The following is a 23036-nucleotide window of genomic DNA, read 5'->3' as shown; positions in this document are numbered from 1 at the left end:
GCGGATACATATTTGATATCAAGGGATTTTTAAAAACAACTTATAATCCATAATGAATATTTATCCATCAAATATATTTATGTATAGGTTCATCAGAACTTGTTATACCCAAAGAAAAAGATAGCCCGTTTAGGCTATCTTTTTGCTTGTCATACTGTTTTTCTGGAGTGATGCAAAAACGAACGCGGCCGTTTCCAAATGATCAAGCCGACGTAACCGAGCGCGAGCACGATGAGCGCGCTCACGAGGACGACGTAAAGCGTCCCGTTGTCGATTCGGGCGAAGATGCCCACATACGCCCAGGCGAAGACGAGCGGGTAGATGAAGTCGCGGTGCCACCACATGAACACCAAAGCGAGGACGACCCCGACCATGAGCATGAGTGACGTCCATGCCAACTCATCTAAGCCGAGCAACGTCGTAATCCGTTCCGTCTTCATGACGATGAAGACGTTAACGATCGTCGCGACCGACACCCAACCGAGGTAAACCGAGAATGGGAAACGGTCAAGCCAGCTCGTCGACGTGCGGAAGGCGATGTAATACAACCAAGCGAGCGTCGCTAAAAACGCCGCCATGACGACGAGCGAGGCGATGAACCACTCGTTTGTGAACGCGAGCAGCCAAAGACCGTTCAAAATACACGACACGAGGAAGCCTGCCTTCATCCGGTTAGCCTGTCGGTTCGCGACCGACCCTTTCTTCAATTGGAGTACGAGCCATACTGCGAGCGCGACGTAAATGAGTCCCCAAATCGAGAAAGCGTATCCAGCCGGTTTGAAATAAATATCGATCCGGTCTGACACTGCCGCGTTATCACCGCTCGCGAAGTAGTTGATGACGACTGTCGCTAAAAACGCCAGCCAGTTGACTAAAGGCCATTTTGACAAGTCCATAAATAGGATCTTCCGAAGAAGACCTGACACCTCCTTTATTAACATAGTATTCTATACCCGTGTGTCTCCGCTCATACACAAGCGAAATGAAAAAGAGACTCAAATAATGAGTCTCAATCGGTTTAAAATTCAATAGTGTCAGGGTCTGGACCGATGCGTTCATGTGTCGCGACCGCATCGATTTTCGCCATATCGTCAGCATCGAGTGTGAAGTCGAAGACGTTGAAGTTTTCTTCGATCCGGTGTGGTGTGACCGATTTCGGCAAGGCGACGTTCCCTGTCTCTAAGTGCCAACGGAGGACGACTTGAGCCGGTGTCTTCCCATACTTGTCAGCGATTTCGGCAAACACCGGGACATCGAGGAATTTTCCTTGCATGAGCGGGCTCCACGCCTCGATTTGAATACCTTCATCTTGGCAGTACTCGACGAGGTCCGGTTGCGGGAGTTGCGGATGAAGTTCGACTTGGTTGATGAGTGGCGTCATCAGACCCGCTTCTTTCAACGCTTCAAGATGATGCTCTTTGAAGTTCGAGACGCCGATCGCTTTGATTTTTCCGGCCTCATACAAGTCGACAAGATCTTTCCAAGCGGCGACGAAACCGTCGACCGGCCAGTGAAGCAGGCACAAGTCCAAATAGTCGGTCTCGAGGCGAGCGAGCGACTCGTCGAACGCATCCTTCGTCCGTCCTTGACGGATGTCCTCGTTCCAAATCTTCGACGTCAAAAAGATGTCGGCGCGGTTGACGCCTGAAGTCATAATCCCTTTGGCGACGCCTTCTTCGTTTTTATAGACGGCCGCCGTATCGATGTGACGGTACCCGACTTTCAACGCCTCGGCGACAGCTTGCGGCGCCTCGGTCTCATTGTCTACTTGCCAGACGCCAAATCCGATCATCGGGATTTGAACGCCGTTTCGTAACGTTGCGAGTTGCATAAATCATTCCCCTTTCTAATCTGTCGAGCTGATTGTAACATACCCGACATCTTATTCCGAAAAACTAAATCGTCAAGTCTTTCCGTGTGAACCAGCCATAGCAGGAGACGATGATCAACACGTTCAGCGCTGTCAGCCAAAACAACGACAACCAAACCGAATCGCCTTGAATCAATGCGTTTGCGTCAAATAGAGAGAAGATCGACAGGTTTCGCAACCAGTCGAGTTGATTGCTGAAGCCTGAGAAGATGTTGGCAATCAAGAAGATTGAAAAGATGCCGCCTGTGACCATGTACGACCGGGTGCTGTCATCGAACAGGCTCGCGAGCACGTAAGCGAGCGACCCGAGGACGAGCAAGATGAGACCGGCGTTGAGTTGCAACGTCCACAACAGACCGCTATCGATGTTTAAGTCGAACAACACGTTCGCGAGCATTAGGCTGAGCCCGTTCAACCCGACGAACAAGACGGTCGCGATGACCAGCAAGGCGATACTCGCCGTCACGTAGCCGCTTCTTGAGATCGGGGCCGCCATGTAGAGCATGACCTCGCCCGAGTCGACCGGTTTGGCCATGAGCCTTGACGCAAACGTCAACGCGAACAAGATGGCGAGCACGTAGAAGATGAGCCCATAATAGTTCCCGGCGAGCAGGTTGATGACGTTGTCCATCGCGAGATTCGGGTCGATCTTGAACACGTCGAGCAGCTCTGGCGGCAGTGAATCGAGCTTCCCTTCGATCAGGCCGGTCTCTTGAATCGATGGGAAGATGGCCGCCAAGAAGAACAAGTACACACTCGTCCCGAGCGCGTAACCTAATATCCAACCCCGATTTTGCTTGAACAGTGACGATACGAGTACCATTTAAGTCGCCTCCCCGTAATATTGCATGAACATGTGCTCGAGTTCGTCGGTGCCGCTCGTCAAAGACGCGATGTCGTGACGGGCGAGCAGCTCGATCAAGCCGTTCAACTCTTCTGACGTCGATAACGATACCGTGACGAATGTCTGTTCACGTGTCCCGATCTGTTCGCTCAATTTGATCGCCGCCGCCTCGTCTTTCATGCCGATGCGATACGTCTTTTTGCTTCGCCGTTTCAGCTCCGCCATCTCTTCTTCGATGATCATCCGGCCGTCGCGGATGAGGGCGGCCCGGTCACACGTCTTCTCCATTTCCGGGAAGTGGTGCGAGCTCATCAAAATCGCTTTCCCGGCTGCTTTTTCAGCGAGCACCCAGTCGACGAGACGCTCTTGCATGAGCGGGTCGAGCCCGCTCGTCGGCTCGTCGAGGACATACACAGGAACGTCTTTCATGAAACACGTGACGATGGCGAGTTTTTGCTTCATCCCTTTCGACATCTTCCGGACTTTCAAACCCGTATCGAAAGCGAACACGTCGAGCAATTGACGCTCCCGCTCCGCACTCGTAACGTGAAGGCGTCTCGTGAGACGAATGACTTCTTCCCCGGTCATGTCTTGCGGGTAGTTGATCTCACCTGGCAAATAGCCGACGAGCGCTTTCACCGTCTCGGTCTCCTTCCAGCAGTCATGCCCCATCACGGTCGCTTTCCCTGAGTCGGCGTGGAGCAGTCCCATCAAATGACGAATCGTCGTCGACTTCCCGGCCCCGTTCGGACCGATGAAGCCGAAAACGGTGCCAGGCTCGACACGGAACGAGACGTCGAAAATGCCGTGCGTCTGGTCAAACCGTTTCGTCAACTTCTCAATTTGGATCATTTCGCCCTCTCCTTTTTGAAATATAAACATGATATGATTACAAAACTAGTATATCACGTTATTTTTTGAAATGGAAATGGTATATTGATTACAAAACAATGGAGAAGAGGGATGAAGGTGGACGGTTTTACGAAACGGACGGAGACGAAACAACGGGCCATACTTGACGCCGCCAAGTCGCTGATGAGCGAGAAGCAGTCACGCTTCACGATCAGTGAACTTGCCCGCTCTGCCTCAGTCTCACCTGTCTCAATTTACAATTACTTCGGCTCGAAGGAACAAGTCGTCCTTCAAGTGCTCACGTGTCTGACCGAAGATGAGATGGGCTGGATCGAGGAGCGCATCGGGGAACACATCCCGTTCGAGGAGTTACTGATTGAGATATTAAGACGGAAAATTGAATCGGCGGCATTGTTCGATGACGCGGTGTTATCAATCGTCACGGCCGACCCGTCATGGCAACAACTCGCGGCCCGTGGCTATGCCGCGTTTCGAAGCTTGATCGAGTACGGCAAGACGACCGGGGCGATCGACCCAGACGTATCGACCGATGCTTACCTTCGTTACGTTCGCTTGATGCAACAGGCAGTTTTATCAGATCCAGATTTCGCGTCGCACGAAATGACCGAGACGATGAAGGAGTATTTTCATTTTTTCTTGCACGGGATCATGCGACGAAGCCGTTAAAACAGGCGACAATCCGCGGATTGTCGCCTGTTTCGTTCACTGCAGTTGTCGGTAGACATGGTCTTCTATCGGATAAAGCGACAGATCAAGTTCGCAGTCTCCCGTCAGCACCAAGTCTCCAAGTACTTTGCCGATAAACGGGCCGACCGTCAAGCCCGATGAACCGAGACCGTTGGCGACGAGTAATTTCTCCGCCCCCGGCACACGACCGAGAATCGGGATCGAGTTCGGTGTGACCGGACGGAAACCGACACGCGTCTCGATCAATTCGGCTTCTGCTAAGCCAGGCGCCGACTCTAGACCTTTTGCGAGCACTTCATGGACACCGACCGCCGTCGGGCGTGCGTCGAACGCCTTACCCCGCTCATGCGTCGAACCGATGACGACCCGACCCCCTTCGAACCCGAGCAAATACCGGCGTCGCGGCGGCATGACGACCGGCCAATCTGACGCATCGACGTTTGGTAACTGGACGTGGACGATTTGCGCTTTCTCCCCCGAGACGCGTGCCGTATAACCGATCGGCTCGAGCAGTTCAGGCAACCAGGCCCCACACGCCAAAATGATTTCGTCCGCATCGTAGCGGACGCCGTCACATTCGACGTGATAGCCGTCTTCTTCGACGAGAACGGCAGAGCCGTCGATAAGTTTCACGCCACGTTTGACGGCGACACGTTCGAGCGCCGCGCGCAACTTCTCGCCATCGACGCGGGCCCCGCCCTCGACGAGGAGCGCATCGTATTCATCTGACAGCGGTGGGAAAAGAACTTTCGCCTCTTCAGCCGACAGTCGAGTTAACTCACCGATCTCTGGTGCCTCTTCCCGGCGCAGCGTCGTCCGCTCAAGCATCTCGTTCAACTTCTTGTCTTCATGCAACGCGAGCGTCCCGACGCGTTTATAGCCGGTATCACGCTCACCCTCATTCATTAACTCGGCGACGACGTCTCTATAATAGCGGGCACCGCCTTTGGCGAGCGCGTACCAGGCTTTATTGCGGCGTTGGGCGATCCACGGACAGACGATGCCTGCGGCCGCGTCGGTCGCCCGGCCCACTTCTTTTCGATCGATGACGGTGACGTCGGCTTTCCCGGCCAAATGATAGGCAGCCGAGATGCCGACGATGCCCGAACCGATGATAATAATTTTTTTCATAAGTTTCGCCCCCTTTAATCGCGAGGGCGGTCACATCCTTTCCTGTCTTCCTAAAAAAATCATCGGCCCAAGGCCGATGATCAGTCTCGCATCGCGAGGCGGTACAATAAGTCGAGCAATTCGATATAGAGCCAGACGAGCGTCACAATCAATCCGAACGCCGCCACCCATTCCAACTGCTTCGGTGCCCGGGCTTCGACTTGACGTGCGATATAGTCGAAGTCGAGGACGAGCGCGAGTGAGGCGATGATGACGATGACGAACTGGACACCGATCGCGAGCGGTGACGACCCCGTCATGAACGGAAGTCCGGAACCGAAGAAACTCATGCCGATCTGGACGAGATACAATAGCATGACCGTGAAGATCGCGGCCGTGACACCGGCCCGGAACTTTTGCGTCACTTTGACGAGCCCGGTCGAATAGACGAACCACATCGCGAACGCGACGATAAACGTCGTCAAGACGGCGCGACCGACGATGCCCGGTGCCATCGCTTCAAAGAAGTACGAAATCGAACCGACGAACACCCCTTCGACGATGCCGTAGAGTGGTGCGACGACAGGCGCCGTGTTCGGTTTGAAGGTGATGATGAGCGCCATGATCAAGCCAAGAATGAGCGAGCCGATCATGAGTGGGAACAAGAGCGCTTCCCCGATCGTCGGAACGAGCAGCCATGTCGTACCAGCCGCGGCCGTCACGAGCAAGAGCAACGTGAACACTTTCGACCACGTACCGGCTTTCGTCATCGGCTCCGTGCTATAAGCAGTCGACTCCATCGATTTACGGAGAATTGGGTTAGATTTTAAGTTCAACTGTAGAAATCTCCTTTATTCTTTTTTCAGTTTTTGGCCATGACCTTGATAAACTCACGCATATAGTCGGGCAGATCTGGCGGACGACGGCTCGAGACGATATGGCCATCGACGACGACCGGCTCATCGTGCCAGATCGCGCCCGCGTTTTCCATGTCGTCTTTAATGCCCGGTGTACTCGTCACGTTGACGCCTTGAAGGATGTTGGCTGAAATCAATACCCAGCCGGCGTGACAGATTTGACCGATCGGCCGTTTTTGCTCATCCATGTAGCGGACGAACCCTTTCACCGAGTCGAAACGGCGCAACAAGTCGGGCGACCAGCCGCCCGGGACGAGCAACGCATCATACGACGAGATGTCGACGTCGTCGAACGCCACGTCCGACTTGGCCGGGACGCCATACTTCCCAATATAAGCGTGATCCGCTTTCTCGCCGGCGAGGATGACGTTCGCCCCTTCTTCACGTAACCGGTGGACCGGATACCAGAGCTCTAAGTCTTCAAAGTCGTCACTGACGATCTGCAAAATATTCATACCTTGTAACTTCATCGAATCCCTCCCTTTAATTGTCTTTCCCTAGTATACCCGAAATCGGACATCCCGAAAACGAATAATCACTGTCTCGTAGCTGTATATCGATTTTACAGTCAAGAAATCATCTACATCTTGTGGTAGATGTGATAACGTTAGAAATGAATGATTGAAAAGGGGGCACACCTACCATGAAACAATACCACGACTTATGTAACCATATTCTCGACCACGGCGTCGTCAAAGAAGACCGGACCGGTACCGGTACGACGAGCGTGTTCGGCTATCAGATGCGCTTCAACCTGCAGGACGGGTTCCCGCTCATCACGACAAAGAAATTACATACGCGCTCGATCATCCATGAACTGCTTTGGTTCATCTCTGGCGACACGAACGTCCGTTACCTACAAGACAACGGTGTCCGTATCTGGAACGAATGGGCGGATGAGGACGGCAATCTTGGCCCGGTATACGGTGCCCAGTGGCGCTCGTTCCCGAAACCAGACGGCTCGAGTGTCGATCAACTCGCCCAAGTGATCGAACAGATCAAGACGAATCCCGACTCTCGTCGACTCGTCGTGTCTGCTTGGAACCCTGGTCAACTCGATGACATGGCGCTCCCGCCGTGCCATCTGTTGTTCCAGTTTTACGTCGCCGACGGCAAACTGTCGTGCCAGTTGTATCAACGCAGCGCCGACACGTTCCTCGGCGTGCCGTTCAATATCGCGTCATACGCCTTGTTGACGCACATGGTCGCCCACGTGACCGGTCTTGAGGTCGGCGATTTCGTCCACACGCTCGGTGACGCGCATATCTATCATAATCACCTCGAGCAAGTGCAGCTGCAGCTGACGCGTGACACGCGCCCGCTTCCGAAACTGAACATCTTGCGTGACGTATCATCGATCGAGGACTTCCGGTTCGAGGACTTTGAACTCGTCGGTTACGACCCGCACCCGCACATTAAAGGAGCGGTCAGCGTATGATCATCCATGTCGTCGCTTGTGGATCAAATCGTGAAATCGGGAAAGACAACGCTTTGCTCTGGCGCCTGCCTGACGACTTGAAATACTTCAAAGCCGTCACCACGGGTCAGACGGTCGTCATGGGTCGAAAGACGTTTGAATCGATCGGCCGGGCGCTTCCGAACCGGCGCAACATCGTCGTCACGTCGAACCGTGAATTTTCAGCACCCGACGTCGAAGTCTGGCACGACCTCGATCGCATCCTCACCGCGCGCGACACCGAGGACTTCTTGGTCATCGGCGGGGCGACGCTTTATGAACAGACGATGCCAGTCACCGAACGCTTCTATATTACCGAAGTCGACGGGACGTTCGAGGCGGACACGTATTACCCGCTCACGCCGCAAAATCTCATCGTCACGGAAGAACAGTTCCATCCGAAAGATGAGCGACATGATTATAGTTTCACGTTCCGCCAATACGACAAAAAAGACATCGAATGAAATCGATGTCTTTTTCAATCCGGTAATTTTTCAAGCCATTGCTCAATTTTTTCTGTGATGACGTCGTTACGGTCTTGCTCCGCCAAATCATCGTACAGCGTCCCGAGCTCGGTCGCCGTTCGCTTCGTGACGGCAAGGATATGGCTATACTTGCCGCGTTGTTCTTTCACGGCCGATAGCGTCCCTTTCGTCGCGGTCGACCCCGACTCGTCTAAGATGAACATCTCGACGTTATCGTTACAGGCGTATAAGTCGTACGGTCGATAGACGACCTCGTAGCGCCGATGTTGTTTCGGCAGCTGTTCGGCTAGTGAGGCGTATTTTTGCGGGCTCATCGTCACATAAGCGAGACGCTTCTCTTCTCGAACTGCAGACGAATAACGGATGATGCGGTTACGCCCGTCACGCTTCGCTTTATACAAGGCCTCGTCGGCATAGGCGCACCACTCTCCGAGCGTCATCCCGGTCTGACAGACGCGCGTATAACCGATCGACACAGTGACATGGTGCTCATAAGGAAACTCCATCTGCTCGATCCGCGTCCTGACCCGTTCAAGTACCGCGTCGACGACGGTCCGGTCGGAAACGTTAAGGATGACCAAAAACTCTTCGCCGCCGTACCGAATCAACTCATCGCTCGAGCGGATGGCTAGACGGATCTCTTCGGCGATGCGATGCAACACTTCGTCGCCATACGCATGGCCAAACGTGTCATTTAACTGCTTAAAGTGATCGATGTCTAAAAGCGCGAGCGTGAAGCTCTCTCCGGAACGTTCTAAGCGGGAGACGAACCGGCTGAACGTCGCTTTTAAGTATTTACGGTTAAAAGCGCCCGTCAATTCATCGACGAGAAGCGCGTTCGAGACGAGCCGTGCCTTTTCAATATGTAAGCCGAGCCGGACGAGCCGTTCTTCCATCGGGATCCACGATTCCCAGTAATCATCAAAGCCGTATGAATAAGCGGCCAAGCGATAATGCTCATTCGTCCCGATGACGATGAGCGGCACATAGAGTTTCTTCATTTTGCTGACGAACGACTGAATGTCTCGCTCTGGGAAGTGAGACCATAGTTCGACATCCATGACGATCGCTTTCGGGACGTCTTCATAATCGTACTCGACCGCTTCTGCGATCGTCTGCAGAAACACCGGCCTCGCCCCTAACTTTTCAACTCTCGGTTTGTAGCGACTAAACGTAGAGAAACTACCCGATAAAATCAATACTAAGTCTTCATCTTCTTGTTCGATTCCCAAAACCGTATGAATATAACGTTTGACCGGCGCAATCAACGCAATCGCTTCTGACTGCGTCAAGACGGGCGGCAGTTCACGCACGTCAGACTCGACCCGACTAAAAATCTCAAGCAGATGCATGAGTCGACGGTTTTTGACTTCCGTTTTCATCCAATCTAATAAAAATTCGATTTCGGTTTTTTGAATCTGTCTAGCTTCCGTGATTTTCGCCAAAATTCCATATACGCGATCTGTGAGTTGATGTTGCTCCATGCCCGACCCCCCAGTTTCGTTCTCCCCGATATTCGCTTCTGTCTCTGATTATGCGACTTCACCCGCGAAAATACAACTATTTCCTCATTTAATTCCTATTGTTTGACATTAATCTAGTTCAAACGTCCTATAAAATCAAAAAAAAAGCGGTTCAGCGACCGCTCTTCCTGTTATTTTCCAACTTTTAGATTAGGTGATGTCATCTCTTCCGGACGAATCCACTGGTCGAACTGCTCTTCAGTCAATAGACCCGTCTCGAGCGCTGACTCTTTCAATGAGATGCCTTTTTTATGGGCATGCTTGGCAATCTTCGCAGCATTTTCATAGCCGATGTGCGGATTCAACGCCGTGACGAGCATAAGCGAACGCTCGACGTTATGGGCGATCACATCTAAATCCGGCTCAATCCCGACGGCACAGTGCACATCGAACGAATGGAGGCTGTCTGTCAATAAACGGCACGTCTGTAAAAAGTTGTACATGATGACCGGCTTAAAGACGTTCAATTCGAAGTTCCCTTGGCTCGCGCCGAATCCGATCGTCGTATCGTTGCCGAGCACTTGGGCCGCGACCATCGTCAACGCCTCACTTTGCGTCGGGTTCACTTTTCCAGGCATGATCGAGCTACCCGGTTCATTTTCAGGAATCGTGATCTCGCCAATCCCGGCACGAGGACCAGAAGCGAGCCAGCGGACGTCATTGGCGATCTTCATCGTGTCCATCGCGAGCGCCTTCAACGCCCCGTGCGTGAAGACGAGTTGATCGTGACTCGTGAGCGCGTGGAACTTGTTCACGGCCGTCACGAAACGTTTACCGGTCTCAGTCGAAATTTTGGCAGCGACAACTTCACCGAAATCCGGATGCGCGTTGATGCCTGTCCCGACCGCTGTCCCTCCGAGCGCGAGTTCTGTTAACGGTTCAAGCGTCCGTTCAATCATCTGTTTCGATAGTTCAAGCATGCGGACCCAGCCGCTGATCTCTTGCCCGAGCGTGACCGGCGTAGCGTCCTGCAAGTGGGTGCGCCCGATCTTCACGACGTCCATATACGTTTCGGCCTTCTTGTCGAGCGTCGCATGGAGCGCTTCGATCGCCGGAATGACTTTATCCTCGACGGCAAGGATGGCGGCGATATGCATCGCAGTCGGATACGTGTCGTTTGAACTTTGTGACTTGTTGACGTCATCGTTCGGATGAATCGTCAGCACCTGCCCGCGTGCTTTTAACTTGTCGTTCGCCAAGTGGGCGATCACTTCGTTGACGTTCATATTGGATTGTGTGCCTGATCCTGTCTGCCAGACGACGAGTGGGAACTCGGCGTCATGATCACCCGCCACAATCTCATCTGCGACCTCGGCGATAATGTCCGCCTTGCCCTGCTCGAGGACCCCTAGTTCAGCGTTGGCCAAGGCCGCGCCTTTTTTCAGAATCGCGAACGCATGAACGACTTCGAGCGGCATTTTCTCCGTCCCGATTTTAAAGTTCTCTAAGCTTCGTTGTGTTTGTGCTCCCCATTTTGCTGAAGCTGGGACGTTGATTTCCCCCATCGTGTCCCGTTCGATCCGATAATCCATGAAAATTCCCCCTCTTTTTTTGACTACGCTTTCATTTTAGCGAAATTTTTGCAAAAAAGAAACGTGCGCCTATGAGAATCGAAAAAAAGTCGAGACACGTCTCGACTTCTTCATCTGCCAAGCAGCGCTGCCTTTGCGACCGAGTCAGCCCGGTTGTCTGCCCGTGGGATCCACTTGATGAACGTGACCGGCAGTTCGTCGTAGGCGATCAACGCCTCAAGAAATAGCGGTTTGACCGATTTGTCTTTCATAAAGCGTTGCTCGAGCGCACGCACGATTGTCTCGGCGTCTGAATAAAACAGGAACGTCGACTCCCCTTCGAGCGCTTCAGCTTGTTTGAGCGCGAAGACGAGTGCCGCGAGCTCGGCTTGAACGCTCGATAGCCCGGTCCGCTTCTCTGTGAACGTAATGACCGTCCCATCGGACGCCTTTAGCCAGACACCGAGCCCGTTCTCCCCGGTCTGTTGATTCGTGGCCGCGTCAAAATAAACGTGAACCAAAGCGGTACGCCTCCCAGTCGGTCTCGATCGGAGCGTCGATATCGATTTGTGACAGACGCTTCGACAGCAACGCGACTTCTTCGTGACCGTCCAATTTTTTCGCATACTTTTGGTGTGCTTCAAGCAACTGTTCCGTTCGCAACAGCTCGTATAATTGTTCGACGGTATCGTATGACTGCACGAGGATCGTCGCCGTCTTCGGACCGATCCCTTTGACGCCCGGAATGTTGTCCGACGCATCGCCTTGGAGCGCCTTCACATCGACGAACTGTAACGGTCTCACCCCGTACGTCGCTTCGAACAATTCCCGGCTCATCAACAGTTCCTCACCTTTTTTAGGGACGATTTGAAACACGTTCGGGGATAACAGTTGATGCAAGTCCCGGTCGGACGAGTACATGTACGATTCTCCGGGAAACGCCGTCGCGACGGCCCCCATCAAATCGTCCGCCTCGTACCCGGCCAGCTCAGACTGAAAGATGCCGCGTTCCGTGAGCGCGGCCCGCAGTTTGACATAATCATGAAACAACGGCTCCGGTAGACCGGTCCGGGTCGCCTTATAGTCAGGGAACAAGGCGAACCGATGCGTCGTTTCAATCGGTCCGTCCCAAAAGAAAGCGATGTGGGTAAACTCGTTCGTCCAGCCGTCGACTTTACGGAGCAAACCTTTCAACGTCACTTCGGGGTCGAGCGCTCGGCGTCGTTCGGTCGCAAAATAATAACGTGATAATAAGTTAAATCCATCTACTAGCATCAATCTCATCGTTCATTCACCTCACAAGCTTTCATCCCGCGTTCAAGCGCTTCCCGGTCAAGTTCTTTGCCGATCCAGACAAAAACAGACCGGGTATCGTCGCTCGGTTCATTGGCGAACGTCGCGCCCATCAACTGGTTCGTCGCCTGGACGACAAATTTTGAAGACTCGCCTTCAATACGGACAATCGCTTTGAGACGATAGACGTCTTGTTCATAGTGCATGAGCACTTCTCTGACGTAACGCGTGACCCGCTCGCGGTTTAACGGCACGTCGGTCGTGATCGTGATAGCCCGCAGCGTCGAGACGGACGTATGTCCGGCTGTCAGCTCGCCGAGCAGACGTTCATCGATGTGGGAGAGCTGGAACGTGTTCTCGAGTAACTCATACGCTCCGACCGTCTGCTCTGTCTCGATGACACGTACGGTCGGGTTCAATTCACGAATCCGGCCGTGGGCACGCCCGAGCTCGGCCTCGCTGACGAGATCGACTTTGTTGAGCAAGATCACATCGGCATAGGCGATTTGATGGATACCTTCGATGAACAGTTCGCGGTCCATCTGGCTCGCATCGACGACGGTCAAAATCGCCGTCAGTTTAAAGCGCGATCGTAAGTAATCGTCGTAATAAATCGTCTGGATGATTGGGGCCGGGTCGGCAACACCTGTCGTCTCGATGACGATGCGATCGAACGACTCGCCTCGCGAGGCGAGTTGATAAAACGTCTTACTCAAATCATTTTGGATTGAACAACAAATACAACCGTTCGACAGTTCGATCTGTTCTTGATCCATGTTGACGATCAATTGTTCGTCAATGTTGACCGAGCCGAGCTCGTTGACGATCAAGAGCAATCGTTCGTCCGTCGCTTCTAAAAGACGGTTCATATATGTCGTTTTTCCGGCGCCTAAAAAGCCGGTCACTAATTGCACGGGAATCATGCCTTGCACCTCACTTTATAAATTTTCGTGGACCCGTGCCCACTTCTCGTAGCGAGCGTCCAACAAGTCGATCAAATGAAGCAGCCACCCTTCGGTCGTGGCCGGCAGGACGCTAGAACCCCATTCCCGTTTTCCGTGGTGGGACAAGATCATATGCCAAATCCGGTGGTGGACGTCAAGCGGCAACGTGATGCCGGCGGCTTGTTGACTCTTCTCGAACAACAGCCCTCCGTATGGCATGTGACCGACCAGACTCCCCATCGGATTGATGGCGATCCCTGTCGTCTCACTCGTGCCGGTGACGTAAAACAGCTGCTCGAACCGTCTCGGTGACGACAACAGATGACTGTATTCGAACAACTTGCCGATATCATGGAACAAGATACCGAGCGCGAGCTCGTCCCAGCGGAGCGGTTCTTTCAGTTCTGCCATCGCCTCACACGCCGTATAGAGCGACTCAAACGTCCCACGGAACGCCTGCTCGACTTTAACACCGTTCATCGTATTCCATACGTCTACTTTGTGCAACTGCTCGGCTTCTTTGATGATCCGGAACGCAGTCGCCAAATAATCGTCTTGCTCTTGGATGCGGTAACCGAGTCGCAACATGCAGACCGTATGTTTTAACAGTCCACCGACGTAGTTGTGGTGATGGTAGAGCGCAGCCGGGGCCAATACGAAATCGTCCCAATATTGATCGAGGAGCGCCAACGCGATCGCCTCATAGTCCGGAGACAGCGTCGACAAAATCGCGAACAGCTCTTCGGCATACTGATCGAACGTCTCGTCGCCTGGAAGTCCAGGTAAGAGCGACACCGCCTCGTCCCGGGACATCGGTTGGACACGATCGATCGTAATCGATTTGGCGCCGTCCGGCTTCGGATAGACGTCAATCTTTCCTTCTAAGGCGATCACGCCCGATTCGTAAATCGGTAGCAGTTGATCTTCGTTGCCCCGCAGCCAATGTTTGGCCCGGATCAGCCCGCCAGACGTCGTCAAATTAAGTTGCAACCATTTGGCGCCAGACTTCCCTTCCCGCACCTCGACCGAACTGACGAGCGCATTCGTCTGAATCGGTGTCCCGTCCGACAAATCCGTTAGCCGAAGCGTCGACTTCTCGACTTTCGGAACTTGAAACCTGGCCCGGTCGAACGTACCACCACCTGCGACCGCGTCGATCTGTTGATAATAATTCATGATATGACCCCCTTTTTCTTCTCTTTGCCCATTGTATCGTGTTTTATCGTTCGAGGCGAACATACTTTCGTTACTGGTCAGAAACTTGTGAGGAATATATTGAAAGCGCTTACCTATATTGTTACGATATAAGTAGTTACAAAAAGGGGGAATGATGATGATTTCACTACTAGACACGTATGAACGGTTGATCGCGACAGGGGAAGCGGCACGTTATGCAGATGTCCATCCAACGATTGACGGTATCCTCGAAGGGGCGGTCTGTCCCGTATCAGACAATGAGCTTGAGCAGGCAGTCGCCGGTCACGCTGGAAATCCATATACGCACGACGACCTCATCGACTCGGTCGTCGCGCATGAGATGAAAGGAGCGATGGCCGCTTTAATCGTCTCAGGGTATCCGGTGCAAACACCGCTCGCGAAAGCGGTCGTCTTATCTGCCTTCGCCCGGACGAACCGGATGAATATCGATAAGCTGAAAGAGCTCGGTCACGCCGACCTGCTCGTCCGCATCCAGTCGGCCGACCGCTCGTGGAAACGGACGTATACGCACTTGTATCGGTCGAGTCCCGCCCAAATGTGCGAGCAACTCGACTCGTTGCTCGGTGGCTGCGCCATCCATCGCGTCCTCGAGGCGCTCCATGATGACCGCAACATAAAAACGGCATAAGAAAAGAGCGGTCCCCGGGCCGCTCTTTTCTTATGCTTCAATTAACCTTCCGTCATCTCGACCGCTTCCGGTTCGAACAACGTGACGTTCCGTGCTGGCGAGAACGTCGAAATCGCATGTTTATAAATCAACTGTTGGCGCCCTTCCGACTCGACGATCACTGTGAAGTTGTCAAATGATTTGATGACTCCGCGAATTTGGAAGCCACTGACTAAAAACACGGTCGTCGGAACCATCTCTTTGCGCAATTGGTTCAGAAAATGATCTTGGATGTTATAGCTTGCCTTCATGTTGCATTCCCCCTAGTCTATGTCTCGTTCAAATAATCGGAATTTTCGAAAAAACTCCTCAACCTCATCATAGATATTTTTATACGATAGTTCAAATGATTTCTTTCCCATATCTACCCAAATCCCATCAAATTGATGACGGAACCACGTTAATTGCCGTTTTGCAAACTGGCGTGTATGTTGTTTCAACGTCTCGGTCATCCGCTCTCGCGTCAGTTTCCCGTCTAAGTACGGCACGACTTCTTTATAGCCGATGGCCCGTAGCGCCTGTGTCTCCCGGTACCCGGCACGCAATAAGCGCTCGACTTCTTCGATGAGACCCGCTTCGATCATCAAATCGACGCGATGATTGATCCGCTCATATAAGACGTCGCGATCGGCGTGCAGGACAAACAACTTATAATCGTAATGCTCAGATGGGGCACTATCCATTGCCTGCTCGTCACCTGAGAGCGCGACTTCGAGGGCACGGATGACACGGCGGACATTATTTGGATGAATGATGTCGGCGCGCCTCGGGTCGAGGCCACGCAAGCGATCATGTAACGCCTCGGCGCCGTGTGCTTCCGCTTCGGCTTCAAGCGCTGCACGCAGTTCCGTATCGACCGGTCGCTCCGTGAACTCGTAATCGTATAAAATCGCCCGAATATACAGGCCCGTCCCACCGACTACAATCGGCACCTTCCCGCGCGAGTAGATATCGTCGATCGCCGCGCGGGCGAGACGTTGAAATTTGGCGACGCTCATCGCTTCATCCGGGTCACAAATGTCGATCAAATGATGCGGTACACCTTCCGCCTCTTCGACCGTCACTTTGGCGGAACCGATATCCATTCCGCGGTACACTTGGACCGAGTCGCCTGATACGATTTCTCCGTCGAACGCCTTGGCGAGCTCGATGCCCGTCTTCGTCTTCCCGACTGCCGTCGGCCCGACAATCACGATGACTGGTGTCTTTTTCATTTCTGTCACTCCTCAAACGAAAGACCGTTCCTAAAAAGGAAACGGCCCGTCAAATTCTTCTTTTAATTGTATCATCAAACACGACCGCAAACAGCATCCAACCGCAGATTAATAAACCGAGCAGTAAAATCAAGCCATCACTCATCTGTGACCGCCTCCTTTACCTACTCCTTTCCCACTTTTCACACATTAGACACAATTTAACATGCAAACTAAAAACGCTCAGGATGAGCGTTTTTAGTTTGCCGTCTCGACTTGGCGTTTGAACCGCGACATCGCGAAGGCAAAGTAGAGAACAGCCGTACCGCTCGCCGCCCACCAAATGACGTCATAGAGCGGCGTCATCAAATTGGCCAAGCCGAGCAATGCGGGTACGATCAACGTCAACCAAGCGAGGACGAAGGCGACGCGTGCTGTCACGCCGTCGATCGCTCGTTCCAGCGCCATCCCATAGAAGAACAATCCCCAAAGGAACGACCAGAACAACCACGTCACCGCGCCCATGCTGTCACCGTTCGCGAACCCGACGACGGCGTAAAATAGTGCCGAAATCGCGACGAACAGTGAGAACCAGCCGACACCGCGTCCGTCCAAGTTAAAGATGAACGTCACACCGACGTACAAATACGTGAATGCGAACAAGTAAATACCTGCGTATCCAAACAGTTCTGACGGGCTCGCCCCGATGACGAGCCATGTCGCGATGAACGCCTGGAACATGCCGGTGAACAGGCTGAACACCCCGGCACTTTTCATATCGACTTTCCCAAACAGGACGAGGCTGTTAATGAACAGTGCCACGCCGCCGAACAACAAACTAATATTCCCCACAATGATTGCTCCTTTGTATAGATGTCTGACGTCTGATTCGATACGTCCACTGTACATTGGATTCGCTTTCAACGCAATAGGGAAATCAATCGTTTCAGTACACGACGCTCAATCATTCACTTTCTAACTCTTTAATCGCCTCGTCAATCTTTTCCTGCTCCTCTTCCGTGAACGTCGGGAACTGCGGATTGATGTTCTCGAGCACGTCGATCATAACGGTCGAGACAATGTAACGCGCGTACCAGTCATCGTCGGCCGGAAGAATATACCATGGTGCCTGACTTGTCGACGTATTCGACAACATGTCTTCGAAGATGGCCTGGTAATCGTCCCAATGTCTCCGCTCCTCGACATCACTGAATGAAAACTCCCAATTCTTCTTCGGGTCTTTCAAGCGTTCGAGCAGACGATCGCGTTGCACTTCTTTTGAGACGTTAAAGAAAAATTTGATGACCTCAAAGCCGTTCTCCTTAAGATACTGCTCATAATCGTTAATCTGACGGTAGCGCACAGCCCATACGTTCGCTTCATCTGGGATCACCTCGTCGCCTAGTAGATCGTGGACGCGGGGTGCGATGACTTCTTCGTAATACGATCGGTTCAAAATACCGACTTGACCCCGCTCCGGCATCAAATCGTGCATCCGCCATAAGTAGTCATGTTTCTTTTCGGTGTCCGACGGCTTTTGGAAGGCGTTCGTCTTCAACCCTTGGGCATTCAGGTTTGAGAAGATATAGCTGATCGCTTCATCTTTCCCTCCGGCATCTAGCGCCTGCAAGACGACGACGACACCCTTTTTAGCCTCGGCATATAGCTTCCAATGTAACTCTTTTAACCTGTCGACACTTTTTGGAATCAATTCCTCAGTCAACGTCTCATCAGACGGCCGGTCTTGCATGCTCGTTTGGAAGTCGCTCAAGCGAATTCCATTTTTATGGTCGATACGAAATTGGTGAATATTCATAAATCCTCCTCTGAATCAGTTCAGTTTAAACTACAACCCTATTTACCCTCTTTAGCGAGTCTATCACCTACTAAACTAAAAACATCTCTTCCGCGCGGGAAGAGATGTCTGTCTACTTAATTGATTCCGATTAATAGATGCCGACCGCGTCAAACGATTTCGCGGCAGCAACGGCTTGTGTGCTCGTCGAACCGTAAAGGTCTTTAGCCGATTGGACGACCGCTTGGCGAAGACTCGAGAAGTTCGAAGTCGGTGTCAAGTAGACCGTGAGGGCGCGGTAGTAGATGTCCCCCATCTCCATGACGCCGACACCTTGGACCGAGACACCGTAATGCGATCCGCCATTACCTAACAAGTAGGCCGCTTTATTGACGATTCCTGAGTTGATATGGACACCGCCATTGTCTTGCGTTCCTGTATAACGCACCGAATAGTGATCCGGGTCACCGTAAGCGGCCGGGTTCGACATCGAACGTAGAGCGTCCCCTGCAACGCCTGGCGTGTAGATATCCTCCCCGACCAACCAGTCAAAGTTCGATCCGACACTGTATTCGGCGACCGTACCAAAGATATCAGACACCGCTTCGTTGATCGCACCCGATTCGTTCTGGTAGATCAAACCGGCCGTGTACTCGGTGACGGCGTGTGACAACTCGTGGGCGACGACATCGAGCGCACCCGAGAGGTACGTGAACGTCTGTCCATCCCCGTCCCCGTAAACCATCTTGCTGCCGTCCCAGAACGCGTTGTTGTAACTGCGGCTGTAATGGACCGTCGAGTTGAGAGCCGCCCCGTTGTTGTCGTAGCTATTGCGGCCGTAAGTGTTTTTGAAGAAATCGTACGTTTTAGTCGCATTCACGTGCGCACTGACCGCGGCCCGGTCATACGTCGTGTTCAAGACGTTATCGACGTCGGCCCAAAGTGATCCGGGAAGACGTGTCCGGTTGCCGGCATCGTACGTGTAGATGCCTTTACCGCGCGTCGAGTCTTGTAAATAGTAATATGAACCGCTCTTCGTCGTCTTGAACGTTTGGCTCTGTCCGAGCACGTCGATCCCCGTTCCGGTAAACGCCGTTCCTGTGACGCCGTTCGCCGGTTTGGCGTGAGCCAACTGGTTGTATTTGTTCAACACCTCGCCGCTCGCCGCATCGATGAAGTACGTCCAACGTGATGGTTCCTCAGCATCGAGGATCGTCCCGGTCACCTCATAGGCATAAGCCGCTTCACCTTTGTTCGGGTAGATGACGAGTTCCGCTGCCGGCTCGAGCTCGTAGGCGCCTGTATGACCGACAAGTTCTTTATAGCGGGCGACTGCTTTTCGTTCGTTCAGTTTGATCGATTTATGTAGTCCTTTCAGTTGTTTCGTGTCATCGACGACCGTCTTCAATTGCCCGGCCTCGTCGACCACTCCGACGACGATACCGCCGAATACGGGAACACCGTCCACCGTCTGTTGGAGTTTGACGACTTGTCCGACTTTGTCGCGCTTCGATTCGATCGTCTTGAATTCTCCTTTCGCTTTGGCGAACTCTTTGACGATCGTCGCCGGCGCCTCAGTCGATGGTTTTGTCAACGTGCCTGTCTTCAGTTCTGCCGCCCCGGCGAATTGTGGAACGAGTAAGACGCCTGCGATCAATGATGTCGATAAAACTTTTTTCATATGTGTTTCCCTCCTTATGTGGTGTCTCTTACTTTACATAGTTTCCCACAGTTAAGGAATCCAACTTATTGATTATTTTGACAATTCTAACTATTGAGACATTTAACCTATTCAGTCTTCCTGTTTAGTGCTTTCAACCGTATAAAAAAAGCGTCACCGGGATGGTGACACTTTCTCATTTAATAGACATCTTTTTGGGTGAAGTGATAGAACGCGTACGCCAACGCCGCGAGCGTCCAAACGAAAATGACGATGAGCGAGAACGGCAGTGTCATACCATCGATCGGCGGGGCTTGCCCCTCGAGATAGGTATGAAGACCGAAGTTGACGTTCACCAAGTATTTCGAGCTGTCCCAGTTCGAACCGAGCGACGTGAGGAGCGGTCCCGAAATGAGGATGGCCATCATGATCCCGATCCCGGTCGCCGTATTTTTGACGAGGACCGAAATCATGAGTGCGATCGTACCGACGGCCGCCACGACGAACCACGATAGACCGACCGACATGAGCAAGTATTGCCACATCGGCAGCGTATGGACGAAGTCGGTCGAGAACGTCCCGGTCGCTGAGGCCTGGAATCCGGTCAAGATCGGTGCGGTCCAACCGTCCCATCCGAGCACGATCCCGGAAATGGCGTAACTGACGAACGCCGTGATGAAGATGAGGATCGATGTGTACAACAGCGTCGTCATCCATTTCGCCAGCAAAATCTTAAAGCGCCGGACCGGACGTGACAACAGCGTCTTGATCGTCCCGTCATTATGCTCGCCGCTGACGATGTCTGCCATCAGAACGATGATGAACAGCGGCAGGACGAGCGTTGTCCCTTGGGAGAAGAAGACACGCATGAACGTCGGCGCCCCAGGATAACTCGGGTTGATGTCGTTATCTAAGTAGTATTGGTTTTGTTGCACTTGGAACTCGAGGATTTGCCGGAACTCGTCTTGGACGTTCGCCGAGGCGAGCCGGTTTTGCGTATCGACGATCTCTTGCTGCAAGTCGACACGCCAGTCGATCGTCCCTTGCTCTTCACGCTGCTTCTCGATTTGACGATAGTTGGCGTACGTGAACATCGAGACGAGTACGACGAGGATGACCGAGACGACCAATAGTCGTCGCTTATTATGGATCTTCAACACTTCGTTACGAATCAGGCCGAGTAAAGATGGATTAGACAATATGGTCACCCCCGGTCAATGTGATAAACAGTTCTTCGAGCGTCTGAACACGTCGTTCGAGACCAAAGACTTCCACATCTCGATCAAGCAAATAACGATTTAATCGGGCCGTGTCTTCTAAGTTCATCGAGACACGGATCGTCCGTTCGTCGACGACGTCCGCCTGCTCGATCGATTCAAAACCACGAACAATCGGCAACACCTCAAAACTGTCCGCCACGTGAACGTCGACCGTCGACGCCAATTCATTGATCAGCTCTTGAACGGTACCGACTTTCACAATCTTGCCGCGCGACATGATGGCGACACGGTCAGCGAGCAACTCAATTTCCGCCAAGATGTGGCTTGAAACGAGCACACTGAGTCCGGTTTCTTCGACGAGGCGACGGATAAACAGTCGCAAATCACGGATACCCATCGGATCGAGCCCGTTCGTCGGTTCATCTAAAATCAAGACACGCGGGTTGTTGAGCATCGCTTGCGCGATTCCAAGCCGTTGGCGCATCCCGAGCGAGTACGTCTTCACTTTGTCATCGATCCGGGCCGTCAAATCGACGAGGTCGATCACTTCTTGAATCCGGGCCTCCGTGATACCCGGTAACATGCGCGCGAACACGTTCAAGTTCTCGCGGCCACTCAAAAACTTATACAGCTCGGGATTCTCGACAATCGCCCCGATCTGGTTCATCGCTTGGACGAACTGGCGCTCGACGCCAAAACCGCAAATCGAGACGGACCCTTTCGTCGGTTTGATCAAGCCGACGATCATCCGGATCGTCGTCGTCTTACCAGCACCGTTCGGTCCTAAAAAGCCGAACACTTCCCCAGGAAACACATCGAACGAGATATCGTCGATGATGGTTTTTTTCCCGATTACTTTTGTCAAATGGTCTATTTTCAATGTTGGTTGCATCGTCTCACCTCAACTCTATTCTAGCGGACTCGTCCGCTTCTGTCCTATTCGAACATTCACATAGGGCAGGTTCAAATATATTTGATATGATGGTTACATAGAAAGTGAGGTCATCAGATGAAAAATGGGAAATGGTATGCCTTTTTAATCGGCTCTGTCTTGTTGACGGCAACGGCTTTGTTTGGTCTTTGGATTGGGTATCAAGACATCGTCAACCCGCCGGAGCGTACGCTCTCGGTCAGCGAAGATACGAGACCTGAACCAGACGGCGAAATTTTCGTCGCTCTCGGTGATTCAATCACACGCGGCGTCGGTTCGACGTCAGGCGCCGGTTACGTTCAACCGGTCAGCGCAGCTCTCGAAGACCAAGATATCCGCACACAAAACTTGGCCATATCGGGGGCACGCACCGAGGACCTGCTCGCTCAGCTCGCTCAGCCGGAAGTTCAGCGGACAATCAAAAACGCCCGCTACATCACGCTCACGATCGGCGGCAACGACCTGTTCAACCGGGGCGAAAACGTCGATAACTTCGAATCTGTCGATATCGAACAAGTCGTCACGGACGCTAAAGCAAACTTAAATGATATCTTTGCAGAAATCCGTGGTCTGAACGACACGGCTCAAATCGTCTATATCGCGCTTTACAACCCGTTCCCCGAGAACACGAACGGACAGGCGTTCAACCAGCTGATTCTCGACTGGAACGCTGCGGCGGCTAACCTTGGGAATACTTACCGCATCGACGTGATCGATCCGTTCGCGTACGTGAGCGACGTCACCCGAGACCTCGCAAGCGATCAGTTCCACCCGAGCGATCGGACGTATGAAAAACTTGCCGATGACATTTTATTTATCCTCGACTAAACACGTTTGGC

At 52.7% G+C, this 23036-nt stretch carries 25 protein-coding genes; 5 read left to right on the top strand and 20 right to left on the bottom strand.

The genetic code is table 11. The annotated features are described in order from the left end of the window. Positions 1-149 precede the first annotated feature (149 nt). The 4 genes from EVJ20_RS03015 to EVJ20_RS03000 all read right to left on the bottom strand — a co-directional run bounded on the left by EVJ20_RS03015 (position 150) and on the right by EVJ20_RS03000 (position 3566). The gene (locus tag EVJ20_RS03015) at positions 150-896 is read right to left on the bottom strand and encodes a TspO/MBR family protein (protein ID WP_131440548.1); all 747 of its coding nucleotides are present in this window, start codon (positions 894-896) and stop codon (positions 150-152) included. A 122-nt stretch (positions 897-1018) separates the two neighbouring features. Beyond that, entirely contained in the window at positions 1019-1831 is an 813-nt protein-coding gene (locus EVJ20_RS03010; RefSeq protein ID WP_131465142.1) for an aldo/keto reductase, read from the bottom strand. Positions 1832-1895: 64 nt separating this feature from the next. Beyond that, positions 1896-2693: an ABC transporter permease subunit gene (locus tag EVJ20_RS03005; protein ID WP_131505005.1), complete on the bottom strand. Its 798-nt coding sequence runs from the start codon at positions 2691-2693 to the stop codon at positions 1896-1898. Next, on the bottom strand, positions 2694-3566 hold the full coding sequence (locus EVJ20_RS03000; protein WP_201740699.1) for an ABC transporter ATP-binding protein: 873 nt from the start codon (positions 3564-3566) through the stop codon (positions 2694-2696). It lies immediately after the preceding gene. A gap of 111 nt (positions 3567-3677) precedes the next feature. Between EVJ20_RS03000 and EVJ20_RS02995 the strand changes: the two genes are divergently transcribed. After that, positions 3678-4253: a TetR/AcrR family transcriptional regulator gene (locus EVJ20_RS02995; RefSeq protein ID WP_236636153.1), complete on the top strand. Its 576-nt coding sequence runs from the start codon at positions 3678-3680 to the stop codon at positions 4251-4253. Positions 4254-4289: 36 nt separating this feature from the next. Here EVJ20_RS02995 and EVJ20_RS02990 read toward each other — a convergent pair whose 3' ends face one another. From EVJ20_RS02990 to EVJ20_RS02980, 3 genes are all read right to left on the bottom strand, one after another. Continuing rightward, entirely contained in the window at positions 4290-5405 is a 1116-nt protein-coding gene (locus EVJ20_RS02990) for an NAD(P)/FAD-dependent oxidoreductase (RefSeq protein WP_131507008.1), read from the bottom strand. 80 nt (positions 5406-5485) lie between these two features. Then, positions 5486-6220: a Bax inhibitor-1/YccA family protein gene (locus EVJ20_RS02985; RefSeq protein ID WP_084812878.1), complete on the bottom strand. Its 735-nt coding sequence runs from the start codon at positions 6218-6220 to the stop codon at positions 5486-5488. Positions 6221-6246: 26 nt separating this feature from the next. After that, entirely contained in the window at positions 6247-6771 is a 525-nt protein-coding gene (locus EVJ20_RS02980; protein WP_070327347.1) for a type 1 glutamine amidotransferase domain-containing protein, read from the bottom strand. 173 nt (positions 6772-6944) lie between these two features. Here EVJ20_RS02980 and EVJ20_RS02975 point away from each other — a divergent pair, with 173 nt between their 5' ends. Together EVJ20_RS02975 and EVJ20_RS02970 are read left to right on the top strand one after the other, a co-directional pair. After that, positions 6945-7739, top strand: coding sequence for a thymidylate synthase (locus EVJ20_RS02975; RefSeq protein WP_131507006.1), 795 nt, complete (start codon positions 6945-6947; stop codon positions 7737-7739). Next, on the top strand, positions 7736-8221 hold the full coding sequence (locus tag EVJ20_RS02970; protein ID WP_131505003.1) for a dihydrofolate reductase: 486 nt from the start codon (positions 7736-7738) through the stop codon (positions 8219-8221). Before EVJ20_RS02975 ends, EVJ20_RS02970 begins: the two co-directional genes overlap by 4 nt. Positions 8222-8235: 14 nt before the next feature. Here EVJ20_RS02970 and EVJ20_RS02965 read toward each other — a convergent pair whose 3' ends face one another. The 6 genes from EVJ20_RS02965 to EVJ20_RS02940 all read right to left on the bottom strand — a co-directional run bounded on the left by EVJ20_RS02965 (position 8236) and on the right by EVJ20_RS02940 (position 14689). After that, positions 8236-9726: a GGDEF domain-containing protein gene (locus EVJ20_RS02965; RefSeq protein ID WP_131465158.1), complete on the bottom strand. Its 1491-nt coding sequence runs from the start codon at positions 9724-9726 to the stop codon at positions 8236-8238. Between the two features lie 170 nt (positions 9727-9896). Then, entirely contained in the window at positions 9897-11297 is a 1401-nt protein-coding gene (gene fumC / locus EVJ20_RS02960; RefSeq protein WP_131507004.1) for a class II fumarate hydratase, read from the bottom strand. 110 nt (positions 11298-11407) lie between these two features. Continuing rightward, positions 11408-11797 carry a reverse transcriptase-like protein gene (locus EVJ20_RS02955; protein WP_131507002.1) on the bottom strand — a complete coding sequence of 130 codons (390 nt, stop codon included), beginning with the start codon at positions 11795-11797 and terminating at the stop codon, positions 11408-11410. Beyond that, entirely contained in the window at positions 11778-12560 is a 783-nt protein-coding gene (locus tag EVJ20_RS02950; RefSeq protein ID WP_131465162.1) for a 5'-3' exonuclease, read from the bottom strand. Before EVJ20_RS02950 ends, EVJ20_RS02955 begins: the two co-directional genes overlap by 20 nt. After that, a complete protein-coding gene (locus EVJ20_RS02945; RefSeq protein WP_131507000.1) occupies positions 12557-13492 on the bottom strand; it encodes a CobW family GTP-binding protein in 936 nt (311 codons plus the stop codon). Before EVJ20_RS02945 ends, EVJ20_RS02950 begins: the two co-directional genes overlap by 4 nt. A gap of 15 nt (positions 13493-13507) precedes the next feature. Then, positions 13508-14689 carry a DNA-binding protein gene (locus EVJ20_RS02940; protein ID WP_236633494.1) on the bottom strand — a complete coding sequence of 394 codons (1182 nt, stop codon included), beginning with the start codon at positions 14687-14689 and terminating at the stop codon, positions 13508-13510. 157 nt (positions 14690-14846) lie between these two features. Here EVJ20_RS02940 and EVJ20_RS02935 point away from each other — a divergent pair, with 157 nt between their 5' ends. Further along, positions 14847-15359: a hypothetical protein gene (locus EVJ20_RS02935; protein ID WP_236633493.1), complete on the top strand. Its 513-nt coding sequence runs from the start codon at positions 14847-14849 to the stop codon at positions 15357-15359. Positions 15360-15400: 41 nt separating this feature from the next. Here the strand turns inward: EVJ20_RS02935 and hfq are convergent, their stop codons facing one another. From hfq to EVJ20_RS02900, 7 genes are all read right to left on the bottom strand, one after another. Then, positions 15401-15649 carry an RNA chaperone Hfq gene (gene hfq, locus EVJ20_RS02930; protein WP_016509830.1) on the bottom strand — a complete coding sequence of 83 codons (249 nt, stop codon included), beginning with the start codon at positions 15647-15649 and terminating at the stop codon, positions 15401-15403. A 12-nt stretch (positions 15650-15661) separates the two neighbouring features. Continuing rightward, entirely contained in the window at positions 15662-16612 is a 951-nt protein-coding gene (gene miaA / locus EVJ20_RS02925) for a tRNA (adenosine(37)-N6)-dimethylallyltransferase MiaA (protein ID WP_070327357.1), read from the bottom strand. A gap of 237 nt (positions 16613-16849) precedes the next feature. Continuing rightward, positions 16850-17443 carry an AmiS/UreI family transporter gene (locus tag EVJ20_RS02920; protein ID WP_131440514.1) on the bottom strand — a complete coding sequence of 198 codons (594 nt, stop codon included), beginning with the start codon at positions 17441-17443 and terminating at the stop codon, positions 16850-16852. Between the two features lie 112 nt (positions 17444-17555). Beyond that, positions 17556-18407 carry a PPK2 family polyphosphate kinase gene (locus tag EVJ20_RS02915; protein WP_131465168.1) on the bottom strand — a complete coding sequence of 284 codons (852 nt, stop codon included), beginning with the start codon at positions 18405-18407 and terminating at the stop codon, positions 17556-17558. Positions 18408-18537: 130 nt separating this feature from the next. Continuing rightward, positions 18538-20067, bottom strand: coding sequence for a M4 family metallopeptidase (locus EVJ20_RS02910; protein WP_131465170.1), 1530 nt, complete (start codon positions 20065-20067; stop codon positions 18538-18540). A gap of 179 nt (positions 20068-20246) precedes the next feature. Further along, a complete protein-coding gene (locus tag EVJ20_RS02905) occupies positions 20247-21245 on the bottom strand; it encodes an ABC transporter permease (RefSeq protein WP_070327360.1) in 999 nt (332 codons plus the stop codon). Then, positions 21238-22158 (bottom strand): ABC transporter ATP-binding protein, encoded by a 921-nt coding sequence (locus tag EVJ20_RS02900; RefSeq protein WP_070327361.1) that lies wholly within the window; start codon positions 22156-22158, stop codon positions 21238-21240. Before EVJ20_RS02900 ends, EVJ20_RS02905 begins: the two co-directional genes overlap by 8 nt. 117 nt (positions 22159-22275) lie before the next feature. Here EVJ20_RS02900 and EVJ20_RS02895 point away from each other — a divergent pair, with 117 nt between their 5' ends. Further along, positions 22276-23025: a GDSL-type esterase/lipase family protein gene (locus tag EVJ20_RS02895; RefSeq protein WP_071397395.1), complete on the top strand. Its 750-nt coding sequence runs from the start codon at positions 22276-22278 to the stop codon at positions 23023-23025. Positions 23026-23036 lie beyond the last annotated feature (11 nt).

The organism is Exiguobacterium sp. SH0S1, assembly GCF_004337165.1.
Taxonomy (GTDB): Bacteria; Bacillota; Bacilli; order Exiguobacteriales; family Exiguobacteriaceae; genus Exiguobacterium; species Exiguobacterium aurantiacum_A.
This window is presented reverse-complemented; position numbering and strand designations above follow the sequence as displayed.